18 protein-coding genes and 1 riboswitch are annotated in these 24,201 nt (G+C 42.3%); of the genes, 5 read left to right on the forward strand and 13 right to left on the reverse strand.

Features of this window, described 5'->3' with window-relative positions; genetic code table 11:
* Positions 1–166: 166 nt before the first annotated feature.
* Complete coding sequence (locus DWY37_RS12380) at positions 167–1,024, forward strand: patatin-like phospholipase family protein (protein ID WP_022242317.1); 858 nt, start codon at positions 167–169, stop codon at positions 1,022–1,024.
* On the opposite strand, the gene DWY37_RS12385 is transcribed toward DWY37_RS12380, so the two are convergent.
* Positions 1,021–3,843 carry a hypothetical protein gene (locus tag DWY37_RS12385; RefSeq protein WP_117947549.1) on the reverse strand — a complete coding sequence of 941 codons (2,823 nt, stop codon included), beginning with the start codon at positions 3,841–3,843 and terminating at the stop codon, positions 1,021–1,023. The two genes, DWY37_RS12380 and DWY37_RS12385, sit on opposite strands and share 4 nt — an antisense overlap.
* Positions 3,844–4,049: 206 nt before the next feature.
* Between DWY37_RS12385 and DWY37_RS12390 the strand changes: the two genes are divergently transcribed.
* Both DWY37_RS12390 and DWY37_RS12395 read left to right on the forward strand, forming a co-directional pair.
* Complete coding sequence (locus DWY37_RS12390; protein ID WP_117841728.1) at positions 4,050–4,793, forward strand: LytR/AlgR family response regulator transcription factor; 744 nt, start codon at positions 4,050–4,052, stop codon at positions 4,791–4,793.
* On the forward strand, positions 4,790–6,109 hold the full coding sequence (locus tag DWY37_RS12395) for an ATP-binding protein (protein WP_117947550.1): 1,320 nt from the start codon (positions 4,790–4,792) through the stop codon (positions 6,107–6,109). The genes DWY37_RS12390 and DWY37_RS12395 overlap by 4 nt, the downstream gene beginning before the upstream one ends.
* A 213-nt stretch (positions 6,110–6,322) precedes the next feature.
* On the opposite strand, the gene DWY37_RS12400 is transcribed toward DWY37_RS12395, so the two are convergent.
* The 5 genes from DWY37_RS12400 to DWY37_RS12420 all read right to left on the reverse strand — a co-directional run bounded on the left by DWY37_RS12400 (position 6,323) and on the right by DWY37_RS12420 (position 12,746).
* Complete coding sequence (locus DWY37_RS12400) at positions 6,323–7,822, reverse strand: radical SAM protein (protein ID WP_022242699.1); 1,500 nt, start codon at positions 7,820–7,822, stop codon at positions 6,323–6,325.
* A 157-nt stretch (positions 7,823–7,979) separates the two neighbouring features.
* Complete coding sequence (locus DWY37_RS12405) at positions 7,980–8,885, reverse strand: hypothetical protein (protein ID WP_117697975.1); 906 nt, start codon at positions 8,883–8,885, stop codon at positions 7,980–7,982.
* 120 nt (positions 8,886–9,005) lie between these two features.
* Positions 9,006–9,887: a GDSL-type esterase/lipase family protein gene (locus tag DWY37_RS12410; RefSeq protein ID WP_117947551.1), complete on the reverse strand. Its 882-nt coding sequence runs from the start codon at positions 9,885–9,887 to the stop codon at positions 9,006–9,008.
* A gap of 12 nt (positions 9,888–9,899) precedes the next feature.
* On the reverse strand, positions 9,900–11,315 hold the full coding sequence (locus DWY37_RS12415) for an MBOAT family O-acyltransferase (RefSeq protein ID WP_117697972.1): 1,416 nt from the start codon (positions 11,313–11,315) through the stop codon (positions 9,900–9,902).
* A 105-nt stretch (positions 11,316–11,420) separates the two neighbouring features.
* Positions 11,421–12,746, reverse strand: coding sequence for an MATE family efflux transporter (locus DWY37_RS12420; protein ID WP_022242703.1), 1,326 nt, complete (start codon positions 12,744–12,746; stop codon positions 11,421–11,423).
* A gap of 78 nt (positions 12,747–12,824) precedes the next feature.
* Here DWY37_RS12420 and DWY37_RS12425 point away from each other — a divergent pair, with 78 nt between their 5' ends.
* Positions 12,825–13,637, forward strand: a complete 813-nt coding sequence (locus DWY37_RS12425; protein ID WP_117697971.1) for a MerR family transcriptional regulator — start codon at positions 12,825–12,827, stop codon at positions 13,635–13,637.
* Positions 13,638–13,683: 46 nt separating this feature from the next.
* Here the strand turns inward: DWY37_RS12425 and pflA are convergent, their stop codons facing one another.
* From pflA to DWY37_RS12450, 5 genes are all read right to left on the reverse strand, one after another.
* Positions 13,684–14,418 (reverse strand): pyruvate formate-lyase-activating protein, encoded by a 735-nt coding sequence (gene pflA, locus DWY37_RS12430; RefSeq protein ID WP_117697970.1) that lies wholly within the window; start codon positions 14,416–14,418, stop codon positions 13,684–13,686.
* 146 nt (positions 14,419–14,564) lie between these two features.
* Positions 14,565–16,817 carry a formate C-acetyltransferase gene (pflB, locus tag DWY37_RS12435; protein WP_117697969.1) on the reverse strand — a complete coding sequence of 751 codons (2,253 nt, stop codon included), beginning with the start codon at positions 16,815–16,817 and terminating at the stop codon, positions 14,565–14,567.
* Between the two features lie 194 nt (positions 16,818–17,011).
* Positions 17,012–17,091, reverse strand: a riboswitch (ZMP/ZTP riboswitch).
* A gap of 83 nt (positions 17,092–17,174) precedes the next feature.
* Entirely contained in the window at positions 17,175–17,915 is a 741-nt protein-coding gene (locus tag DWY37_RS12440; protein WP_022242706.1) for an amino acid ABC transporter ATP-binding protein, read from the reverse strand.
* Positions 17,905–18,591, reverse strand: a complete 687-nt coding sequence (locus tag DWY37_RS12445) for an amino acid ABC transporter permease (RefSeq protein WP_022242707.1) — start codon at positions 18,589–18,591, stop codon at positions 17,905–17,907. The genes DWY37_RS12440 and DWY37_RS12445 overlap by 11 nt, the downstream gene beginning before the upstream one ends.
* A gap of 20 nt (positions 18,592–18,611) precedes the next feature.
* Entirely contained in the window at positions 18,612–19,409 is a 798-nt protein-coding gene (locus DWY37_RS12450; protein WP_117697968.1) for a transporter substrate-binding domain-containing protein, read from the reverse strand.
* A 247-nt stretch (positions 19,410–19,656) separates the two neighbouring features.
* Between DWY37_RS12450 and DWY37_RS12455 the strand changes: the two genes are divergently transcribed.
* On the forward strand, positions 19,657–20,520 hold the full coding sequence (locus tag DWY37_RS12455) for a type II CAAX endopeptidase family protein (protein ID WP_118540889.1): 864 nt from the start codon (positions 19,657–19,659) through the stop codon (positions 20,518–20,520).
* Here DWY37_RS12455 and DWY37_RS12460 read toward each other — a convergent pair.
* Positions 20,517–23,288 (reverse strand): DEAD/DEAH box helicase family protein, encoded by a 2,772-nt coding sequence (locus tag DWY37_RS12460; protein WP_118544544.1) that lies wholly within the window; start codon positions 23,286–23,288, stop codon positions 20,517–20,519. The genes DWY37_RS12455 and DWY37_RS12460 overlap by 4 nt on opposite strands.
* Positions 23,285–23,917, reverse strand: a complete 633-nt coding sequence (locus tag DWY37_RS12465; RefSeq protein ID WP_242986113.1) for an NUDIX domain-containing protein — start codon at positions 23,915–23,917, stop codon at positions 23,285–23,287. Before DWY37_RS12465 ends, DWY37_RS12460 begins: the two co-directional genes overlap by 4 nt.
* Positions 23,918–24,201 lie beyond the last annotated feature (284 nt).

The following is a 24,201-nucleotide window of genomic DNA, read 5'->3' on the forward strand; positions in this document are numbered from 1 at the left end:
AGAGACTCTTAACAATGCAGTGACATATGGGTAGCAGCCCGAATGCCGCAAACTCTTATATTTTCCCGGAATATACATACAATAAAAAATGTATTTTGACATTCTTCTTCAATGTGCTAAACTATATGTGAAAAAATTAACGAAGTATATCTCAAGAGGTGATACCATGGAAAAATCTGGATTGATTGTAGAAGGCGGCGGTATGAAATGCGCTTACAGTGCCGGAATTCTGGATGCCTTCTTAGACGACAATGTTACATTTGATTATTGTATGGGTGTATCTGCCGGTGCGGCAAATACTGCTTCTTACCTTGCCGGGCAACGTGGTCGTAATCTGCGTTTCTATATAGAGCATGTAAAAGACCCCCGCTACATCAGTATCAAAAATCTGATTAAAACCGGTTCTCTCTTCGGGCTTCAATATATTTACGGAACCTTAACCAATTCCACAGGAAACGACCCGCTGGATTATGATGCCTTAGCAGCAAATCCAAGTGAATTTCATTTTCCGGCAACCAATGCTGCCACCGGAAAGGCAGAATATTTTTCCAAAGAAGATTTAGGCCGTGATGATTACCGCGGCATTATGGCAACCTGTGCCCTTCCGGGCTTCTGCAAACCGATTTCTTTTCACGGCAATTATTACTATGATGGCGGTGTTGCAGATTCCATTCCGGTTGAACGTGCCATTGCAGATGGCTGCGACAAGGTAGTAATTATCTACTGCCGTCCACTTGGCTATGTCAAGCAGCCGGAGAGTTACCGTTTTCTTTACAAAAAGATGTTACGGAAATTTCCAAATACGATTACTGCAATTGATAACAGACACTTAAATTACCGGCACTCGGTAGAAGTTGCTGCAAAATTACAAAAAGAAGGACGGGCATTTCTCTTTGCACCGTCCCATCAGGTTAAGATTGGCACTTTTACCACTGACCCGAAAATCATGCAGGAGCTTTATGATTTAGGAATCAGTGATTATAAAGCACAAAAGGATGCGCTGCGTGCCTTCTTAAACAATTAACAATATTTCTTTCTGCCAGCAGCTGCCACAACCATCAATCCAGCTGCGGAAAACATCAGAAGCAGTATTCTTCCAACCGGTGTTTCATCACCAGTTTTTATGGTTGCAGTCTTCTGTGTTGTTCCCGTCAGGGCTGCCGTATTGGAACCGGCTGCATCAGAGCTGCTTCTATTTGAAGTTCCCGCTACTGTGCCGGAACCGTTCGTTCCAGTGCTGCCTGTAGTTCCATTACTGCCTGTGGTTTCACCTGGATTGGAACCGTTTCCAGTGGAAGGGGCTTCCTTTACGGCAACTGTCACCTTTGTAGATGCAGAAGCCAGATAGTTTCCTGTCTCTGCATACCGTACGAAATAGTCACCCGCTGCAAGCTGGCTTATCTTTGTACCATCTGTAACCTTGGTCCAATGAATTTCATCTGTGCTGTATTCCATTGCAGTAGTCAGGTTTTCAATGGCTCCATCACTTGCACCTGTTTTACTGGTATTTACAGCCTTCAGTCCTGTTGGTGCCGCCTGACCTGCCTTCCCTATCGTAAACTGCAGATGTGCTGCTTCATGATACACTCCAATACCTGTTATTGTTACCTCTGCATTTCCTGCATTTTTGTTATCCGAATAAGCAACGGTATAATCCGTATCCTTTGTCAGTGTCTGTCCGTCATATACCACAAGTACTTCCGGTTCCTTTGCTGTTCCATCATAAGTATAGGTCGTTGGATTCAATGTTGCCGATAAATCTGCATCTGTCATCTTGCGATAACGAAGCTCCACATTCTGGGCAATCTGACCATCTGCATCCACAATGGTATTTCTGTAATCAGCATCTGCAGGATTTCTCTTCCTATTTGCAATAGAATAATCTTTTGGCAGGAATCCCCGGATTGTTCCGAGACTTTCTTCCAGAGCAACGTTGGCATAATTCGAAATGCCCTGACTCACATTCTTTAATACCAGCTTTGAATCTTCATCCATTGTAAGCTTCTCTAACCAGCACCGTCCAGAACCGTCATTTCCGGATACTGTAACTTCACTTCCCTCAAGCTTTACTCCACTGTTCGTCATCCACTGTAAATCAGTCAGTGCTGCTTTTGCATTTTTAAAGGTCAGTTCCTTTGTAAGTCCGACACCGCCATTGGTAATCTTTCCCTTATAATTACCATTTGCAATGGTAAGATTGTTCCCTGAGGAAATCGTATCCAGAATCAATGTATGTCCGTTCAGGTCAAGGGTTACGGCTTTACTGTCTCCGATTGCTGCGGTTCTTCCATTTCCATAAATATCTTTCACAAATTTGATGGTATCTCCATCTTCCAGGTATCTGAAATCATTACGTGCTCCGGTTCCACCGAAGTCTCCATTCAGCATTCTCTTAGTCGTTCCATCCGTTCCAATCAGCTCTGCATATTCTATGTCATATTCTCCACAGACCATACATCTGCCGGAATATCCTGCTAAAATCGGATGTTCACAGTTATCTGCATCATATGTCTCGCCGGTTGCCATTATCTGTACCCAGTTTTCCCCGCCATCGCTATATTTTACGATATCATTCTGCGTCTGCAATGTTCCTCCCAGAAGTGGCGGAGTACCGGTAGCAGCACTTCCGGTTCTGGATATGGAAAGCTCACCGCCTGCTGCATTCATTAAAATGTTGCTTCCCCCTATTACAGAATGCCCTTCTGCTCCCAGAAGTGTAATGTAATTTCGTGCCTGAAGGTCTGCATCCCCTGCAATTGCTGCATTGTTCGCACTCTGCATGGATATTCTATTTGCATTTATCTTTGCATTTCCTTCGATTATGGCAGCATCTCCATTTGCCTGCAGCATAACAACTAATGAAGGTGCCGTAATCTCTGTACTTCCGGTTGATACCGCTCCCCCTTCACTGGTTATCTCAACACCATATCCATTTTCTGCATTGACAGCGAGATTTCCTTTTACCGCAGTCTTCTTTGCGCGGATTGTTACATCTTTTACTGTTTCTAATTCAAGATTGCCTTCTGCTATTGTTTCACCCACAAGAACTATCCTGCCACTCGAACTGTTCGAATTACTGTTTCCATTGGATGACAGAAATGTATCTTTTGCTTTAAAAAATGCCTCTGTTACATTTATATTATTTCCATTTACCAGATCAAACGAATTCAGGGAACCAGTCTTTTTCAGGCTGATTTCTCCGTTCTGCTCATCCGTTGCCTCTATCAGATACTTCACCGCTCCACCTGATAAATAGATGTCCAACTGATCCGCCTCAAGCTTAACTGAACCGGCAGAGATAAATACATCACCAGTAACATCGTCTGCATCTAAAGTTATCTCCCCGGCGGTTTTTAAGTCCACCAGAGAAAGTCCCTTTATAAGAGCATTTCCACCCCTTCCAGAAACTTGAATATCTCCGGTATATTCATCCGCCTTAAGTACTGCATCTGCAGTTCCTGTAACCAATGTTTCCGTATCATTATCATTTGTCAAATAAAAGTTACCATCCCCTTTCAATGTCAGGGTTCCATTTTCAATCTTTAAGATTTCTGTTGAACTTCCTCCGTTCGAATATATTTTTACACTTCCTTTTACTTCCATTATACCTGCACTATAATAGATATATGCTCCCGGAAGAGCCGCCGGGTCACATTCACTCATGGTTCCACTCCCTCTGCTTCCTCCGAATTCATAGTATCTGCCATCCTCTAGTTCCGTTCCGTTTATGGATACCTTCAGTCCCTCTGCATGTACCGGTATTACTTCCTGCATTCCGGTAAATACAGTCATCAGCAGCAGTAACACTGCCAAGATTCCACATGTTTTCTTTTTTAATTTCATAAGTTACCTCCCAAATTTATTTTTCTCTTACGAAATATTTTTCAAAATGAATTTGTATACCAATTTCCTTTATACCATTCTTTTTGAAGGCTTGTCAATCGGGGTGGGATGAAAAGCACTTTAGTGGGATGAAAGATTCGTATTTTTTCGACAGGTATGCTATAATAATGCCTGAAAAGCCATGAAATCGAAAGGAGGCTATCTTATTGCGGTTTGCAATTGTTGATGACAATATAGAAGAAATACATATGACAGAGCTGCTCATCCGGGACTGGTGCGGCAGCCATAACATAACGGTCTGCTGTGATACCTTTACCGAAGGGGATGCTTTTTTGTTGTCTGCCGCCTCGAATTCCTATGATTTTGTGCTATTCGATATTTATCTTAAGGAAGCAAACGGGATTGACCTTGCGGTTTCTTTTCGCAGGATTTCACCGAAGACACCGATTGTCTTTCTGACCTCCAGCTCGGAATATCATGTGGAAGCTTTGCATGTCCACGCTTTCGACTATCTGCAAAAACCGATTACCAAAGCTGCCATCCATCCGTTATTAGATGACCTTCTGGCTGTCCGTCCTGTTTTGGATTCCCATTTATTTCTGACCGTAAATACCAACAAGACGAAGCTTCCGATTCTTTATTCGGACATTCAATATATTATTTCAGATTCAAACTATCTTATTATTCATACCAGCGAAGAAATCCGCTGCCGTATGCTGTTTCGGGATGTTACCCGCACGCTTTCGGAGGATGAACGTTTTTTGACCATTAACCGTGGTGTTATGGTAAATCTGGACTATGTTTCTTCCATGGACGGAGCAGTCTGCATGATGAATGATGGAGCATCCTTTTCCATGAACAAAAAGCAGTCTAATACCCTTCAGCAGACTTATATTACCTGGCAATTTACCCAACGCACAAAGTCACTTTTACACGGAGGTCTGTCATGAATCCTTTTACTGTTCTGATTGCCGCAGCCCATTACGGAGTTATTTTCCCGGGTATTTTTATCTGCATCGTTCCGGTTGCTGACTGGATATCAATTCCCCTGCGGAAACTCTTTTCTGTTCTGATTCCGGTTATGACTGCAATTTGTCTGATTTTAGGCTGCGTTGAATCCACCGGGAATTATGATGCAAATCTGTTCTTTTTCCCACTCCTGTCCGTATGCCTTATTGTATATTTTATTACGGTCCGCCTGAGTAATCTAAAGCTCTGGTATTTATTTTTATGTGCCACCGCAGCCCTTTCCTTTGGCTGCATTGCCAACGATTATATCATTGCTTATACCGTCCCTTCTTCCAATGTAGATGACAGCTCTGTTCCGGGACTGCTCTTACAATACGCCATCAGCTTTCTTATTATGTTCGTATTTATCGTCATAAAAGATAAGCTGAAATGGATTTTCGAAAATGTAAATCAGCCTTTATTCTGGTGGCTTACATGGATTATTCCTGCCATTATTACTTTTTGTAATATCTTTATGCTGCCTAAGGACTACAACAATATCCGTGTAGGCCGGGTATTTGTAATTGCCATGGTTATCGAGGTGGTTCTTTTTATCTTTTTTATAACCTTCCAGATTCTGCTTTATCTCATTGCCGTTACAACTGCACAGAAAATCAAAGCAGATACCACTTCGATTATGTACCGCGCCCAGGCAAGCCAGTATGTCAAGCTTCAGAATTATCTCGATCAGTCCCGTCAGGAGCGGCATGATTTCAAACATACCATTGCAGTTATGCAGGAGCTGGCCCAATCCGGGCAATATGAAGAATTAAAAAATTATATGGCTGACTACCAGATGGAAACCGGAAGACATTCCATGCAGTATCTTTTCTGCCAAAACATGGCTGTGAATGCAGTTATCAGTTACTATGCTTCCCTTGCAGAATCCTGTCATATCAAAATGGATTTTAAGGTTATTGTTCCCCGGAAGATTTCTATTTCTGATGTAGACTTAAGCCTGCTTTTCGGCAATCTTTTGGAAAATGCCATCCATGCCTGCTGTCAGGTTCCGGTGGAAAATAGATATATCCACCTCAGTTCTGACCTTAACAGTCCGGGCACCATATATATCACAATGGTAAACAGCTTCAATGGAATTGTAAAAAAGATGAACGGGCAGTTTCTGTCTACAACAGAAAGCGGCAGCGGTATTGGACTTCTTTCTATCCAAACCACTGCCGAACGTTATCATGGTTCTACCCGGTTTTATAATGAGGAAACGGAGTTTATTTCAAATATTATGCTGCGGTTATCTTAAGAGAAAACTATTTCATCATATGATTGTAATGGATTCCTGTTTCATTTGAGACCTCCCTGTTGCCGGATGTATCTATTTTACTGTATCAGGTATAAGACTTCAAGATGCTTTACTTATCTCTCGCGGACTTTCAAAAAAATAGGACTTAAATCATTCAAACCCTTGTTGTATAAGGTTTCTCTTGATTTAGTCCTATTTTATCATCTGATTTAATTACTGAAGATCCTCATCTCTTAATCCATCGGAACCATCCGCATGCTCAAATGCTGCAAGTTCCGGATGTTCTCTCTTTTCTTCCGTATAGTTCTCATAAGGTGCTTTCTTATGTTTCTGTTCTGCCCAGATACGGTCTGCAACCGGTCCCCACTCTTCTGCATAGTGATCACACTTAGAGCAAAGATGCTCAACAGTCTCTTCTGCCTCAGCGTTTGTTCCCTTCGCACCAGTCTTGTTTACCATTTCTCTTAAGAGCTTTGGATTCTCAAGCATCGGACATGGACGCAGGTGGTTTCTGTTAAATGGCTGTCCTTCATGATATGCCTTAAACAATGGACTCTGCAGCATCTCAAGGATTGACTTATCATGGATATTCGAATCCGAGAAATGGATAAATACGCACGGTTCTGCGTCTCCCTGTGCATTAATATGGAAGTAGTTACGTCCACCGGCAATACATCCGCCAACAAATTCTCCGTCATTCTGGAAGTCCATTGGGAAAAATCCGATATCATTGTCTCCGGTACGAACCCAGCGAATCTTCTTAATAATTTCTTCCCGCTGTTCCAATGTCGGCATCAGCTCCGGAGCTGCGTTCTGTCCTACCGGCATATAATGGAAGTAGAAACCGAAACGTGCGCCCTTATCAGCAATGAAACGTAAGAATTTCTCATCGGTAACAGCCTCAACATTGGCTCTGGTATAGCAGATAGAAGTTCCGAATATGATACCATATTGTTTCAACAGATCCATTGCCTTCATAACTGCTGCATAATGTCCGTCACCACGACGTCCATCATTTGTCTCAGGTGTTCCCTCAATGGAAAGAAGGAATGTAATATTTCCAAGTTCTACAATCTTCTTACATAACTCCTCATCAATCAGAGTAGAGTTGGAGAAAAGACCGAACATACAATCATTATGCTTCTCAGCAAGTTTTAAAATATCATTCTTACGAACAGTCGGTTCTCCACCTGTCATAAAGTAAAGATAAGTTCCAAGTTCCTTACCCTGTGTAACAATCTTATCCATATCCTCATAGGACATGTTATTCTTGTGGCCATATGTGCCGGACCAGCATCCTACACAATGCATATTACATGCGTCTGTCGGGTCAAAAAGAATCAGCCATGGAATATTACAGTTGTACTTCTCACGGTTTGCCCTGATTGTCTTTGTTCCACGGAAAAATGCTTCATATCCTAAATTCAGAAGGAATTTCTTAGCATAATTTGGATTTGTCTCATCCAGAACACGGTTTACAAACTTCACCCATCTGTTCTCCGGATTCTTTACATACTCTCTGACCTTATCCAATGTTGCCTTGTCTGCGCCATTTCCCCAGAAAGTCTCTGCCTTATCAATAAGTTCAAGGAATGTTTCCTGTCTTTTCGCGATATCATCTGTCTTAGTCAACTTACCTACGATGCTATTGGTCATTATCTCAAAAGCTTTTCTTTCTACTTTGTGCTGTGTGTTTTCAACGAATGAAGCCATGCTAACTTCCTCCCTCTTTTTTCTTCTATGTATTTTAACATTTATTAGTATAAGAAACAATGCGTTTTTTTGACATATACAATAGATTTTTTTTGTATGGTCAAGTTATACTTTTTCGACAATTTGTATATCTGACAGCACAAATTGTCCATTTTGTTTATAACTGCTCATCATAGACAAGTCCTTTGATATCGTCCTCGGCAAGTTTATGCTCCGCAACCTTTTTCTCTGCTTCACTCTTTAAAAGGCTGCTCTGGGTCTCCTTGTCTAATTTTGTATCAGTCTTCTTATCCTCTTTCTTGTCTGCATCCTTCTTATCCGTATCTTTCTCATTTTCTTTGATGGTCTCATCGATGTGGTCTACTGCTTCCCCAATCAGTCCTAATGTTGCTTCATCGGATGCATTGTCTAATATTTCTTCCGCTTCCTTCTGGCTGTCTATCATATCATGATGCTTTAACCGTTCCGTATGTACTGCCCGGAGGTATCCGTTATCCTCGGCTCTTTCCTTTCCAAGGTCTTTTATCTTGCTTCTGTATTCTGACTCCATTTTATAGTAGTCCATGGACTCTTTCTGATAGTCTGTCATTCCGCCTTTCTGTAATTCTGAGACATGCTCTAATTCTTCTTTGGAAAGCATGCTTCTTCCTTCTGCTGTACTGGCTTTCTTTAAAAGGTCAAGGTCTGCCTCTTCCTGGCTGCCATCCGCTACCTGGTAACGTCCCTTTAATTCAGCTTCCTTATTCTGTAAGTCGCGGATTTCACTCTGATAATCTTTTATCTCGCTGTCAATTTCCTTAATGTGGGCACGCCGCTCGTCCATCTCTTCATCCACTGCGTGCTCACCGGAAAATGTATCCATAATCTTCTTTAATGCTTCTTTCTGGGCATTTGCCATCTTCTGTCCAATCAGATCTGTCTGATTCAGATTAAGACCGGCACCTTTTATTACATTGCTGTCATTCTTATTATCCTGCTTCTTATCATCTGACTTTGCACTTCCCTGTGTCCCGTCATTCTGATATAAGCTCTGTGTCCCAAAACTGGTATTGATTCCATTCATATACGCTTCCCTTGCCTTTCTGCAACGCTTATCCGGTTATCGGATATTTCTTTCACTGTTGTATACACTTTTATAAATAATACATCGGTTTTCCACTGCGTTTTCCTAAGAGTTTTGGTCTTATTTTTCCTTTACAATAGCTTTCGTCAGAATCCATTCTGCCCACTGGGCATAATATTTTCCTAGAGGATGGGCATCATCACTGGTATACTGGGCATCGAGGTTTCCTGCCCCATCATCAAAGATTTCATTCACATCAATATAATAGGTCTGCTTCTGGTCACATAAGGACTCCACCACGTCATTGAGCCAGTCAATATTGGCATTGTTATAAAGGCTGTCCGAATCGGATTTTGCCTTGGAAACATGAAGACTCGCCTCTAAGAATAAAATGGCATCCGGCTGCATTTCCCGTATTTTCTCTACCACTTCACGATATTGCTTTTCTATGCTTGCATGTGGATATCCCAGTTCATTGATACCTAGCATCAGATAAATCTTTCCGTAATTTTTCCGGCTTAACACTTCATCCAAAGTTTCTTTTCCATAGCCCGGCATATCCACCTCTGTTTCAAACAGCTTAAAGGAACTTAAGCCAATCGTTGCAAATACATCCGCATCCCCAAGGTCTGCATACTCCGATAATCCTACTGTTCTGGAATCTCCAATAAATAAAGCATCGGAAAAATAGCTGATATCCTCTGTTGTAAAGGTTCCCTCCTGCTCCGTATCTGCCACCGTTTCATTATCCTTGGTACCTGTTTTATCTTCTGTATTTTCTGTACTATCAATATCTTCTTGTCCTGTACCGGCTTTATCTGTGCTGTTTTCTTCCGTTCCGGCAACTGCTTCCGCCGGCTCTTTTTCTGTGTCTGTCACCTGTGCCAGTTCTTCCTGCCTTGCCTTCTTCTCCTGCTCCGCAGTTACAAGCTTTACGGTAATCACCGGGAATGCAATCACAAATGTCAGCAGTAAAAGTATAGTAAATTTATATTTTTTCATCGTATTTCCTCACTAGAATCTGAAGTATAAGAATGGATCATCCATTCCAAGATACATACAATATACGCTCGCCCAGAATAATGCCAGCAGCAGTAAAATCACCCAGAGGCGGTTCTTATTCTTCTTAAGGAGCTTCTCCTGAACACCTGTTGCAAACAGGATACCAAGCACCAGATAAATGCCATAGGTCTTACCATATTTCAGATAATCTCCCTGAAACAATACCGTTCCGGTACTGCCAAAGAATGGGAATAATTTCTGTAAATAAATGCCAAGCTGGCTTAAATCCGTAATCACAAAGACCAGCCAGGAAAGTGGTATCCAGAGTATCATATAAATATGGCCAAGCGCCTTATGCCGCTCCAGCACTTTTCCAAGTCCGGCTTTTTCCACGAATAATAAGACAAAAAGCAAAAGTCCCCACAGTACAAAGTTCCAGCTTGCGCCATGCCAGAGCCCTGTCAGAAGCCATACCACAAACATATTGCGGACGGTCTTTGCAAAACCACCGCGGTTGCCGCCCAGCGGAATGTATACATATTCCCGGAACCAGCCACCCAGTGTCATATGCCAGCGGCGCCAGAAATCCGTCATGGACACTGCCATATACGGATTGTTAAAGTTCTGTGGAAAGTCAAAGCCCATCATCCGCCCCAGTCCGATTGCCATCAGGGAATACCCATAGAAGTCAAAATATAACTGCAGGCTGTATGCCACAATGCTCATCCATGCCAGCGGTGTGGAAATGCTCTCATAACCGATTGCTGTCACCTCTGTCCAAAGATGTCCCACCCGGTTTGCCAGCAATACTTTATAAGCAAGTCCCAGTGCAAATACCTTAAGTCCGGATTCCACCTTTACCATGGAATGTTTTCTCTTATGAAGCTGCTCCTGAATCAGATGGTAATTGACAATCGGTCCTGCAATTAACTGCGGGAACATGCATAGATACGTTCCCAGAGAAATCAACGATTTTTCCGCTTTTGTTTCCCTCCGGTACACGTCCACCAGATAGGAAATAATCTGGAACGTATAAAAGCTGATTCCAATTGGCAGAATCAGATTCCATGTTTCCAGTTGTACCTTAACGTGCATTGCACCAAAAAGGGCATTCAGATTCTCTATAAGAAAGCCCAGATATTTAAACAGAATGAGCCATCCTAAATCATAGACGATTCCAACCACAAGCCAGGCTTTCCTCGCCCGCTTCGTCTTCTGTGCCGCAATCAATTTTCCAGCCACGAAATTGACCACCACAGACATAATCATAAGTAAAAGATAACCCGGATTTCCCCTGACACCATAGTAATAAAAACCAAGGCTGGCAAGGAAAAGCCAGGCATTCTTATAAGAAGCCGGCAGGATATAATAAACCAGAAAAAATACCGGCATAAAATACATGATAAATGCTATGCTGCTAAAAACCATCTTTCGTATCCTCTCTTTACTATCTTAAAATGGTATTATCCATTCATTCTTTACCATTCATTATACTCTTTATAGATTAGACGTTCCAGATGAAAAAAAAGTTTCTTAAATTCCGTATTTCGATAAATTTCTTCTCTGACAGTAAAAAGAAAGTCCTGATGTCACAAATTCTGCCACCGGAACTGCCAGCCAGACTCCCTTTAATCCGATAATTTGCGGCAGAATCAGTAAAGAGGCCAGAATACAGACAAAGGTTCTGCTGAAGGATACCAGTGCAGATGTTTTTCCATCAGAAAGTGCCGTGAACAGCGAAGAGGTAAATACGTTATAGCCGCTGAAAAGATAGTTGATGCCAAACAATGCAAATCCCGTAACTGTCATTGCAAAGGTATGACTGCTTTCTGAGACAAATACTGATGTAATCGGCTTCGCCAGAAGAATCGATGCCACCGCCATAAAGCCAGAGGATATTTTTACAAACCGGTTACTGATATGGTAAACGTTACTTAATTTTTCACTGTTCTTTGCTCCGTACTGGAAGCTGATAACCGGTGCCACACCCATGGAAAATCCAAGATACAGCGCATTGAATAAAAACTGTCCGTATAAAATAATGGTAATTGCAGCTACCCCGTCTGCTCCAACCATACGCATCAGAATAATATTAAAAAGGTATGTAATTACTGCATTGGAAAGGTTCGTTACCATCTCGGAAGAACCGTTGGTGCAGGACTGCCACAATGCTTTTCCATCCCAATGGAAGCGGGTAAAATGAAGTCCTTTTCTTTTCACCAGGAAATAGATGACTCCCACTACCGCAGGAATCATCTGTCCGATGCCTGTTGCAATAGCTGCTCCGGCAATGCCAAGCTGCATTGGCCCCATAAAGACATAATCTAAGATTGCATTGGCTACACCTCCGGCAGTAATCAGTCCGAGTCCATATGCAGGTTTTCCTGCAGTCACAAAGAAGCACTGAAATAAACTCTGCAAAATACAGCACGGTCCAAAATACATCATATCAATAAGATATGTTTTCCCATTTTCGAATAAAGAGTCGTCTGCTCCTAATGCATATACAATCGGTTTATGAAAAAGTAATACAATAACCAGCAGCACCAGACTTACAGCAACTCCTACCACTGCAAGAAAAGTAAAGTTCTCACATGCTCCCTTTTCATCTCCCTCACCCATTTTTCTTGCTACCACTGCACTTCCACCGGTTGCTAACATAACGCCGATTGCAATGAGAATACAAATAACCGGCCATACAATATTGACTGCAGAAAGAGCGCTTTCTCCTACCAGTCTTGACACAAAGATTCCATCTATGATTGTATACAATGACATAAATACCATCATAATCATAGATGGCAATGCAAATTTCAATAAGGATAATGTTTTAAAGTTCTGATTTAATGAATTCGACATGATAACCTCCTTGTCTTATGAATCACTATTTGCTATCATAAACTATATGGTAACCATATAGTCAAGGAGATTTTTTTAATGAGTAGAAATGAATATCTGACCACCGGAGAAGTTGCCCGGATGATGGGCACTACAAAGAATACACTGTTTCACTACGACCAGCTTGGCATTTTTTCACCCGAAGCAAGAGGGGACAATGACTACCGCTACTACACCGTCCGCCAGATGGATGTGTTAGATGCCATTATCACGCTGCGGGAACTTGGCATGCCTCTGTCGGAAATTAAAGAATACATGGAACACCGAAGCCCGGAAAATTATGCCACACTTCTTACGAAAGAAAACGCTGTCATCGAACAGCAGATTCGTGCATTAAAAGAAAAGCAGAAGTGGATTCAAAGACAGCAGAAACGAATTAAAACCAGCCTGACTACAAATCCGGATATCATTGAAGAAGTCTCTCTGCCAGGATTTTATATTGCAGCACACCCTGTCAGTTCTTCCGATGATAAGACCATCTCCGTAAAAGTCAGTGAGCTTCTGAACTCCTATTATGAAAGCAAGGAAACTACCGGTTTTACAGTGCTTTATATCCAGATGGAGCGTGACCTTGCCCGGGGTGCCCACAATCTTTATCACGAGGTATGCCTTGCCATGCAGACCCCTCCCAAGAAAATGCCTTACCGGATTCTTCCGGCTTCTAAATGTCTCGCTGCCTATCACCTGGGAGACTGGGATGATATTTCACTCGCTTATGACAGGCTGCGCAGCTACATGAAGCAGCACCAGATTACTTCATCCGATGGCAGATTCTATGAAGAAGAATTGATTAACGCTACCATGACGGATAAACGAAGTGAATACCTTACCCGCATTATCGTCAGAATCTAAAAAGCAGCATTACTTTTTTATTTTCCTGTAATGCTGCTTATCTATTTTACAGTGCCCCAAGAATCTCTTTTGCCCGGTCTATCTGCTCCTTTGTAGGCGGGTCTACGCCTTCTAACTGATATGGAATTCCAAGTTCCTTCCATTTAAAGACGCCTAAGGTATGATATGGCAGCACTTCCACCCGCTCTACTGTCTTAAGGGTATCAAGAAAACTTCTTAAGCGGTGAAGCTCATCCTCTTCTGTTGTAATACCCGGCACCAGCACATGGCGGATCCACATTGCTTTGCCATGGTCTGATAAATAAGCTGCCATTTCCAGAATATTCTGATTGGTCTGTCCGGTGAGTTTCCGGTGTGCTGTATCATCCATATGCTTAATGTCCAGCATAAAAAGGTCTGTATATTTCATCAGCTCATCAAATTTACTTTTAAACGGTTCTTCCATGGAAAATGGATTGCCAGAGGTATCGAGACAGGTATTTACCCCTTTTTCTTTTGCCAGCCGGAACAGTTCTGTTACGAAATCTATCTGTAAAAGAGCCTCTCCACCACTTACGGTGATTCCGCCCTTTTCTTTCCAATATGTTTTATAGCGAAGCGCCTTTTTTAACACTTCTTCCGGTGTCATCAGCTCTCCGCCATCTTTTGCCCAGGTATCCGGGTTATGGCAGTACTGACATCTCATGTTACAGCCTTTTAAAAATACAATATATCTTACGCCCGGCCCGTCTGCTGAACCAAAGCTCTCTACGGAATGGATACGTCCTTTTATTTCACTCATGTTGCCTCCTATACACCAAAATACTTACGGCTGCTTAACAACCTACGATAAAAATGTGCAGGCTTTTTTCATTAAGCCTGCACATTCTGCTTTACCTGAATCGCGGAAAAATCGTATGCTCCCCGCAGTTCGGTTACTGTCTTAAATTACATACGCTCATGACAGGTACGGGCAATAACATCAAGCTGCTGCTCTTTTGTCAGGTCGATGAACTTAACTGCATAGCCGGATACACGGATTGTGAAGTTTGCATACTCTTCTTTCTCCGGATGCTCCATTGCATCAATAAGCTTTTCTTTGCCAAATACATTAACATTCAGATGATGTGCACCCTGATCAAAGTATCCGTCCATTACATTTACAAGGTTATCGATTCTTTCCTGCTCGTTGTTTCCAAGTGCGCCAGGATTGATGGTCTGTGTATTGGAAATACCATCTAATGCCCACTCATATGGAAGCTTGGTCAGAGAGTTTAAGGAAGCTAAAAGTCCGTTCTGCTCTGCACCGTAAGATGGGTTAGCTCCCGGTGAAAGTGGTTCGCCGGCTTTACGTCCATCCGGCATAGCTCCGGTTGCTTTACCATATACTACGTTAGAAGTAATGGTAAGGATAGAAGTTGTAGGCTCAGAATCACGATAAGTATGATGTTTCTTTAATTTATCCATGAAAGTCTTAAGCAGCCATACTCCGATTTCATCTGCACGGTCATCATCATTTCCGTACTTCGGGAAGTCTCCTTCGATTTCGAAGTCTTTTGCAAGTCCGTTCTCATCACGTACGACTTTTACTTTTGCATATTTGATTGCAGAAAGAGAATCGATAACATGTGAAAATCCTGCAATACCGGTTGCAAAGGTTCTCTTTAAGTCGGTATCCATCAGAGAAAGCTCTGCTGCTTCATAGTAATATTTATCATGCATATACTGAATCAGGTTCAGTGTATTTACATAGATGTCTACTAACCAGTCCATCATCTTGTCATATTTTGCCATTACTTCATCATAGTCAAGATATTCAGCTGTAATTGGTGCGTAATTTGGTCCTACCTGCTCGCCTGATTTCTCATCAACACCACCATTGATTGCGTAAAGCAGACATTTTGCAAGGTTTGCACGAGCGCCGAAGAACTGCATCTCTTTACCTGTCTGTGTAGCAGATACACAGCAGCAGATTGCATAATCATCGCCCCATACCGGTTTCATTGCATCATCATTCTCATACTGGATTGAGCTTGTTTCAATCGAGATACGTGCTGCATAATCACGGAAGGTCTGTGGCAGTCTGGATGAATAGAATACAGTAAGGTTTGGTTCTGGTGCCGGTCCCATATTCTCTAAAGTATGAAGGAAACGGAAGTCTGTCCTGGTTACCATGGAACGTCCGTCTACACCTGTTCCTGCTACATCAAGGGTTGCCCATACAGGGTCACCGGAGAATAACTGGTTGTAAGAAGGAATACGTGCGAATTTTACCATACGAAGTTTCATTGTGAAATGGTCAATCAGCTCCTGAGCCTGCTGCTCGGTAAGGATTCCCTTATCCATATCTCTCTTAATATAAATATCAAGGAAAGTAGAAACACGTCCTACTGACATTGCTGCACCGTTCTGTGTCTTGATTGCTGCAAGGTATCCGAAGTATAACCACTGGACAGCCTCTTTTGCATTGGTTGCAGGTCTTGAAATGTCATATCCGTAAATCTCAGCCAGTTTCTTCATATCTTCCAGACATTTAATCTGCTCTGCGATTTCTTCTCTTAAACGGATGACATCATCTGTCATCTGTCCGCATCCGCAGTTTGCTTTGTCTTTCTTCTTCTCAGCGATTAAGTAATCCAGTCCGTATAATGCCACACGGCGGTAATCACCTACAATACGTCCACGACCGTAGGTATCCGGAAGACCTGTTAAAATCTTAGCATGACGGACCTTCATCATTTCCGGTGTATAAGCGTCAAATACTGCTGTATTGTGTGTCTTATGATATTTGGTGAAAATTTCTTTTAATTTATCATTTACCTCATAGCCGTAGGTCTCACAAGCCTGAACAGCCATCTTGATTCCACCATATGGCATGAATGCTCTCTTTAATGGTTTGTCAGTCTGAAGACCAACTACCTGCTCTAAATCTTTTAAGCTTTCATCGATATATCCCGGACCATATGCTGTAATTCCGGTTACAACCTCTGTCTCCATATCAAGAACGCCACCCTTGGCACGCTCTTCTTTCTGTAATTTCTGAAGTGCATCCCACAGCTTGTTGGTTGCATCTGTCGGCTCAGCTAAAAAGCTCTCATCTCCATCATATGGAGTGTAGTTGTCCTGAATGAACTGACGAACATTGATTTCTTCTTTCCAGAGACGTCCTTCGAATCCATCCCACTCTTTCATTTCTATCATTGCGATATCCTCCTAAAAAAATGTATTCAGTATGAACACTGAATGGTTACTAAATTTACTGTCAACAGACTTTTTATTCATTGGTTTGAATTAGTCTTGTTTAACTGTAGTTAGTATATACTGACTGTCATTTTTTTGTCAATATCTTTTGGTGTTCAAAATAACATACAAAAAAAAACGAGCCGGTCCTCCAGGTTCATCGCCCAGACGGTCGGCTCGTTTTCGTTATACTTCATGTGGTTTTTCCACTTATCCGTCAGTCATATAACGGTTTTATCATAGACTATTTCTTTTCTGATTGCAATAGCTTATGAAAACTTTTTATCAACTATTTTTTCCGTTTTATCTGTTCTTTTCCTACAATACTTTGGAAAGGAAGTCGCAAAGACGCGGATTCTGTGGATTGGCAAAGAATTCTGCCGGTGTATTCTCTTCCTGAATCTGTCCTTCATTGATAAACATGACACGGCTTGCCACTTCTCTTGCAAATCCCATCTCGTGTGTTACTACTACCATGGTCATGCCATCCTGTGCCAGTTCTTTCATAATCTCTAAGACTTCTCCTACCATTTCCGGATCCAGTGCGGAAGTCGGCTCGTCAAATAACATGACATCCGGATTCATTGCCAGTGCTCTTGCAATTGCAATACGCTGTTTCTGTCCACCGGAAAGCATTGCCGGATAGGTATCTGCTTTATCAGACAGTCCGACTCTCATCAAAAGCTCGTCCGCACGCTTAGATGCCTCTTCCTTATTCATAAGTCCGGTCTGAACCGGTGCCAGCATGATATTTCCTTTTACGGTATAATTTGGAAACAGATTGAACTGCTGGAATACCATTCCAATCTTCTGACGCATCTTGTTGATGTCTACGGATTTATCCGTGATATCTGTTCCTTCAAAAGTAATCACACCGGAAGTCGGCTCCTCTAAAAGATTTAAGGAACGTAAGAATGTAGATTTACCACAACCGGATGGTCCGATGATGGCTACTACCTCTCCCTGGGCGATTTCTGTGGAGATACCATTTAATACATTTACATTTCCAAAGGATTTACACAAATCCTTTACTTCAATCAATACCTTCTTATCGCTCATTTGTTCTCAACCTCGTTTCCAGTTTATGTACACCAGCCGTTAAAATCATAACGATTATCAGGTAGATAATTGCAACACCGAACAATGGTAAGAACGGGTCATAGGTCTGGCTACGGATGATATCGCCACCCTTTGTCAAATCCGGGATTGCAATATATCCACTGATGGAAGTCTCTTTCAGTAAGGTAATAAACTCATTTGCCAGTGCCGGAAGTACATTCTTAAATGCCTGTGGCAGAATAATCAGACGCATGGTCTGCGAATAATTCAGTCCGAGGCTTCGTCCAGCTTCAAACTGTCCTTCGTCTACAGACATGATTCCGGAACGTACAATCTCTGCCACATAGGCAGCCGAATTCAAACCAAAAGCGATTACAGCCACTGCAATCTTATTATCGAGTGCAACCAGAATAATATAGTACATAATCAAAAGCTGTACCATCGTAGGGGTTCCACGCCATATGGTAAGATACACTTTACATATAAAATTCAAAACATTTAATCCACCATGTTTATCATGGGTGGAACGGATAATTGCGACTAAAAATCCAACCACAATACCCAGAAGTACTGCAAGCACTGCAATAAGCAGTGTATTGCCAAGACCACGTAACAGATAAAGATATCTGTCTTTCTCTATAAAATCCTGTTGAAAGCTGCTTAAAAAATCGCTCAAGGTCTTTCCTCCTATACCGATTATTTATTTCTTACTACAATAACCTGGCTTGCTGTTGCATAAGTATCTGTAAAGTCAATGTTCTTAAGACGGTCTTCTGTTACAGTCATTCCTGCTGCACCAAAATCTGCTTTACCGGAAGATACTGCTGCGATGATTGCATCAAATTCCATATCTTCAATCTCTAAATCATAACCAAGCTTGTCACAGATTGCTTTTGCGATATCTGCATCGATACCAACTACGTTGTCACCATCATAATATTCGTATGGCTCAAACTGCGCATTGGTTGCCATGGTAAGTTTTCCGTTTGGATATTCTGTTCCCTCCGGAGTCTCATATGGATGCTCTCCTGTTTCATCACCAATATAGTTGCTGATGATAGTATCGATTGTTCCATCTGCTTTTAACTCTTCGATTGCTTTGTTGAATTTGTCTGTTAAATCTGTGTTATCTTTTGCGATACAGATTGCATATTCCTCTGCGTCAAAGGTATCATCTAAAATTTTCAAGTCATCATTCTTCTCAACAAATGCCTCTGCAGGCTGCTTGTCGATGATTACACAATCAATTTTACCGGTCTTTAATGCCTGAATTGCATCAGAACCTTTGTTGTAACGCTCTACGGTGCTTCCTTCGTCCTCATATGCTGTTGCATCGGCATCTCCGGTTGTTCCAAGCTGAACACCGATTTTCTTTCCCGGAAGGTCATCCTTGGAATTTACTGTGTTTGCAGCTACAGATGAGCCACATCCTACCATTGCTACTGTCATTGCTGCAGTTAATAAAAGTGCTGCAAATTTCTTCATGTTCTTCATATTTATTCCTCCTCTGATTATAATTATGTGAATTTATATTTCATACAACATCATAAAATATATCAACATAACGCCTAGTATAGCATGATTCCGCCTATTTCACAAGTACCCGGAGAGTATTTATCTGCATTTAAAAATACATTTTTCCATGTATTTTTAAACAGGCAGTACCTCAGTAGTTTGCATATTCGCTTCATAATTGTTATAATGTGCCAAGAAAAGTGATGATACTTGAGGAGGTTTTTTCATGAAGCGATTTGGCAGAATTATGTTCTGTTTTCTTCCGGCTCTGCTGGCATTTGGCCTGCAGCAGCTTATCTCCATTCCGGCAGTAGGGCTTGCCCTGCTGGGTGGTTTTTATACCAAAGGGGCAACTTCTATCGATGACTGTATGGATGCATTTTTAAATATTATTTCCACCGCCAATTTTAATGCCGGTGTCAGTGCAGCCTACGGTACTGTTGCCCTTGTGATATTTGCCTACTGGTATTATAAAAAGTTCCGGCAGACAGAACCGGAAAATGTACGGAAACCATTTAATATTCCGGTTATCTTCGGCATTCTTATTACTGCAGTAGGATTACAGTATATTACCAATTACATTGTATCTTTTACTGCAGCCATTAACCCGCACTGGCTGGAATATTACAGTAACCTGGTAGAATCGGTGGGACTGGATGAGCCTTCCCTGATTCTGGTTCTCTATTCCGTTCTGATTGGACCTGTCTGTGAAGAACTGATTTTCCGTGGACTGACTTTGAAATATGCAAAAAGAGCAATGCCTTTCTGGGTTGCTAACCTCTTGCAGGCACTGCTCTTTGGTGTGTTCCATATGAATATGATTCAGGGTGTTTATGCCTTTGTGGTAGGAATTGTTCTTGGATTTATCTGCGAGAAAAGCCGCAGCATTTATCCTTCCATGCTTTTCCATATCCTCTTTAACATCTGGGGAACCTTCTCTCCGGACTGGTTTATGTATAAAGCAGATACCGTTCCGTTCTTCTTCCTGTGGTTCTTCGTTGGTACAGGATTACTGGTTGCAGGACTGTTCCTCTTTTTCTTTGGAGTAAATAAAAAGTATCCGAAAATTGAAAATTCTTATTATTCTTAATATCCTTTTGCAATTTTCTTTCCCTGCAAAAGGCTCTGGTTTTGATTTACAAAGGAGCGTGTCCGCTCTTTTAATAATAATTTTCGTCCTTCCGGGGTTCTTGTATATACCACATGGTATGGTCCAAGAGCCCTTTTCATATGTTTTTCAAAAATCAGGGCACGTTCCTTTTGTCTTCCGAATATTTCCGGGACACTGTAACACTCTCTTGATGTGCCAAAGATTTTTTCCCGGATAAGAAGATATCTTGGATTATCAATAACACCCCACAATTCTTCCATGCAGGCAGAATAGGTTGTCTTATCTCTGGTGGTTCCACCTTTAAGCCAGGTACCTACCACAAGTCCGTTAAAGGATTCTACTTCTGTCCTGCAATGGGCACCATCCTCTAATTCCCCGCATTCCCTCAATGCATCTAGCATTGCTTCGCTAAGCTGTTTCATCCGTCTTGCCGGGGTGCTGAATTTAAACAGACGTATCCCCTGATAGACAATTCCGGCAAATGCGGCTAACAGCGCAATTCCAAGTAACAGGAAAGCCGGATGATTACCAAGCTTCTGTGCCATCATTCTTCCACTCATTAAGAGCATTGCAAGTATTACCTGTATGATTTCTATGCAGACCGCATTAATAAAGATATATCCGGTTTCTATTTCTTTTGCTGCAATTTCATCTATCTGTTCTATTTCCATCTGATTTCGCACTTCCTGTAAGGACTGGTTCCATCGCAGCCTCAATGCATTTCTGTCCTTTGCACGCTCAAGCATCATGCGGTTTGCTTTATCTACCTCATATTTTGATGTTATCTTTGGAATGTCCAGCCGACCGATTCCGCTTTCGATTACATCTTCCCTGCAGGATACTCCTAAAAATGATTCAAACCGGCGTTCCAGCATTTCATAATCGCCCTCTGCATCGGTATTACTCTGCTGTCCCCGCTCTTTTGGAAAAATACAGGCAAGGTGCCAGATGTTTCCGGTCTTATCCGGCTGCTCTCTATCGGTACGGATTGCTCTTCCACGCATCTGGTTACTCAGCATAAAAGACCCTACATAAGTTGCCAGTATCAGGGAATTGATGCACGGTGCATCCCAGCCTTCTCCCAGCAATGACTTGGTTCCAATCAGTGTATGAATCTCTCCCTGGCGGAATAACTCCGTCACAACAGCTACGGTGTGGGTACTCTTTCCTTTTATCATAAGCTGTCCGTATCCGATATCTCCCAGTGGATTTAACGTTCCGCTGCAGCCATACTGTGCCAGCAATTCCGGCAGTTTTGCTTCCACTGCCATTGGAACGATTATCACTGTTCCGCTCAGTACACCCAGCCGGATTCCAGTCATGTTCTGCCGCCTTAAATATTCAAAAATCGGCACTGCACCAAGCTCTGTAACCAGTGTATCTTTACTTCCAATCTCCGGCAATTTGTCTTTCTTAATATAATCGCAGAGAACCAGAAGGCGTAAATCATTTTCCAGTGCCTCATACTCAGCCTGCACAATGGTATGGATGCTCTCCATCTTTCCCTGGCTTTTCATAAGTACCTTTTTAATGGCTTCATTGTCCCGCAGCGCAACCTTGTTCCGGTAGATGGCTCCTGCCTCTTTTAATTCCTGCAGCAGGCTTTCCCGCTCTGCTTCCATCATGGTATAGGACTCTCTGTCCTCATAAAGAACACCCTGCAGTAACACTTCCATCCAGTGTGCATCCATTCCCGGCAGCTTTCCCTTTGTTCCGATGAGCTTCCTTAAATAACCTGAAAATGGAATCCCTTTTGCCTGGCAGTATACCAGCAGTGCTGTAAAATACTCCGGTTTATCTAAGAACCGCTCACTGTATTCTTCCGGATGCATAAGCCCCTGATGGGAAGATACGATTCTTCGCAAAGTCTCATCTGCCATCATTTTCTGCACCTGCATCTGCATCCGCTTCTGATGTTCCCTGACATATGCTTCCTCTTCTCTTGTCGGCCAGTTAAAATAAACATAGTCCTGATGCGGGCAGAGACTTCCTTCTCTTACCAGTTCCGGTGTAAAGATTTCTTCATCAATCGGTCCGCACATATCGATATAACGCTTCCACTGTGCCGGTGTACTGTCATAAGGCGGTGTTGCTGTCAATGCAATGATTTTCACATCCGGCAGCTTATCTAAGAAAGTCTCCAGTGCCTTCCACCACTCACTACGAAGGTGATGCGCCTCATCCAGACAAATTGTTGTAATACCGGCTTCCTTTACTGCCTTAAAAATATCGAAATCTCGGTAGTCAACCTGCTCCGTTTCCTTCTCTCCATCTGCTTCTTCTGTCACTCCGCCGGCTGCCACTTTACTGTCTGCCGCATCTACTCCATCCACCGCTTCACTGGCTGCTGCATCTTCCTCTGCCGCTTCCCCGCTGTCCTCTTCCAGTGTGCCCTGCTCCCGCTTCATGGCACTGTACAATGCCTGATAAGTCGTTGCAGTCATCTGTTTCATCTGTTTCAAATTATTGGATAATATTTCCTGCGGATCTGCCTCTTCGGTTAAGAAGCCCTCATGTATACGCATCAGCCATTGCTGGCGGATGGTAATGCTGGGTGAAAAAATAAGGCAGGGTGCTCCCAGCCTCCGAATCAGTTCTATTCCAAGTGTAGTCTTGCCGGAACCCGGCGCTGCCACAATATGTATCTTTCCATCCTTCAAATACTGCTGTGCATGTAAGAGTACTCTTTCCTGATAATCTCTCCACTTTCCCCGAAATTGCAGGATTCCCTCATATCCTGTGTTCATAAATTTCCCTCCATCATCATTTTGACAAATGCAGTATCGCGATATATCCACGGTTCCTTCGAAAATGGCTCATTTGCTTTTACAATCTCTTCCGGTGTCATCCATTCCAGATGATAGCCTTTTGCCTTCTCGCTTTCTGTCATATGCGGTTCTGTTGTTCTCTCCTCAACTGTGCAGGCAAAGAAATAGGTGTGACAGTGATATATTTTATCTGTTTCAAATAAATCACGGCGTTTTTCTTCTATCTCGCCCAACAGCTGCATACTTCCCGGGCATAATATCAATCCGCCCTCTTCTAATACTTCTCTGGAAAGTGCCGTTTCAAAATCTTCCTCACCATTCATGCCGCCGCCTAATATTTTGCAGTCCCCAGCCCTGCCGCGCTGGACTGCAATTTTTCCATTCTTTTTTATGATTGCCCGGACGCACTTTCTTTCAAATACCGGCATGCCATCCTTATAATCTTTTTTATCTAATACCAGAAGTATCTTACTTTCCGTCATTTTCGTTTCCTCGCTCTTGTCAAAGTTACCTAATCTGCCCACTGAAAACTGTTTACCATGGTCTCTGCTGTCCGTATAGGTACCTTCACCATTTACCCGGGCAGCACTGCCCTGCACCTGCATCATAAGCTGTGAAAGAATAGTCCTTTGTATTAATTTCTCATCATAATATGTAATATCGGTTGAAATCGCATTACTAATAGCTAGTATACCATAAACATACTGTTTTTGGGAAGAAATGTCCTATTTCATCCAATAAACAGCTATCTTGTCGCTTTCCACTCTCCAAAGTCATAGTAAGCAGTTGGTTTATCACCAAAGATACCTCCTCTTACTGCCAGCACAAAGTTTCGCTTAGCAAGCACTTGATGCGTTTCTTCTACGTATGCATATTGTCAAGTGTATATGTC

It is taken from the genome of Roseburia sp. AF25-13LB (assembly GCF_003478915.1).
Lineage (GTDB): Bacteria > Bacillota > Clostridia > Lachnospirales > Lachnospiraceae > Roseburia_C > Roseburia_C amylophila.

Coding starts and splice junctions, on each gene's coding strand:
- pflB (WP_117697969.1), bottom strand. CDS start 16,817: ATGATAGAAATGAAAGAGTGGGATGGATTCGAAGGACGTCTCTGGAAA.
- DWY37_RS12405 (WP_117697975.1), bottom strand. CDS start 8,885: ATGAATGGAATCAATACCAGTTTTGGGACACAGAGCTTATATCAGAAT.
- DWY37_RS12460 (WP_118544544.1), bottom strand. CDS start 23,288: ATGAACACAGGATATGAGGGAATCCTGCAATTTCGGGGAAAGTGGAGA.
- DWY37_RS12415 (WP_117697972.1), bottom strand. CDS start 11,315: ATGGTTTTTAGCAGCATAGCATTTATCATGTATTTTATGCCGGTATTT.
- DWY37_RS12425 (WP_117697971.1), top strand. CDS start 12,825: ATGAGTAGAAATGAATATCTGACCACCGGAGAAGTTGCCCGGATGATG.
- DWY37_RS12400 (WP_022242699.1), bottom strand. CDS start 7,822: ATGGCTTCATTCGTTGAAAACACACAGCACAAAGTAGAAAGAAAAGCT.
- DWY37_RS12380 (WP_022242317.1), top strand. CDS start 167: ATGGAAAAATCTGGATTGATTGTAGAAGGCGGCGGTATGAAATGCGCT.
- DWY37_RS12455 (WP_118540889.1), top strand. CDS start 19,657: ATGAAGCGATTTGGCAGAATTATGTTCTGTTTTCTTCCGGCTCTGCTG.
- DWY37_RS12410 (WP_117947551.1), bottom strand. CDS start 9,887: ATGAAAAAATATAAATTTACTATACTTTTACTGCTGACATTTGTGATT.
- DWY37_RS12450 (WP_117697968.1), bottom strand. CDS start 19,409: ATGAAGAACATGAAGAAATTTGCAGCACTTTTATTAACTGCAGCAATG.
- pflA (WP_117697970.1), bottom strand. CDS start 14,418: ATGAGTGAAATAAAAGGACGTATCCATTCCGTAGAGAGCTTTGGTTCA.
- DWY37_RS12440 (WP_022242706.1), bottom strand. CDS start 17,915: ATGAGCGATAAGAAGGTATTGATTGAAGTAAAGGATTTGTGTAAATCC.
- DWY37_RS12395 (WP_117947550.1), top strand. CDS start 4,790: ATGAATCCTTTTACTGTTCTGATTGCCGCAGCCCATTACGGAGTTATT.
- DWY37_RS12420 (WP_022242703.1), bottom strand. CDS start 12,746: ATGTCGAATTCATTAAATCAGAACTTTAAAACATTATCCTTATTGAAA.
- DWY37_RS12465 (WP_242986113.1), bottom strand. CDS start 23,917: ATGATGCAGGTGCAGGGCAGTGCTGCCCGGGTAAATGGTGAAGGTACC.
- DWY37_RS12385 (WP_117947549.1), bottom strand. CDS start 3,843: ATGAAATTAAAAAAGAAAACATGTGGAATCTTGGCAGTGTTACTGCTG.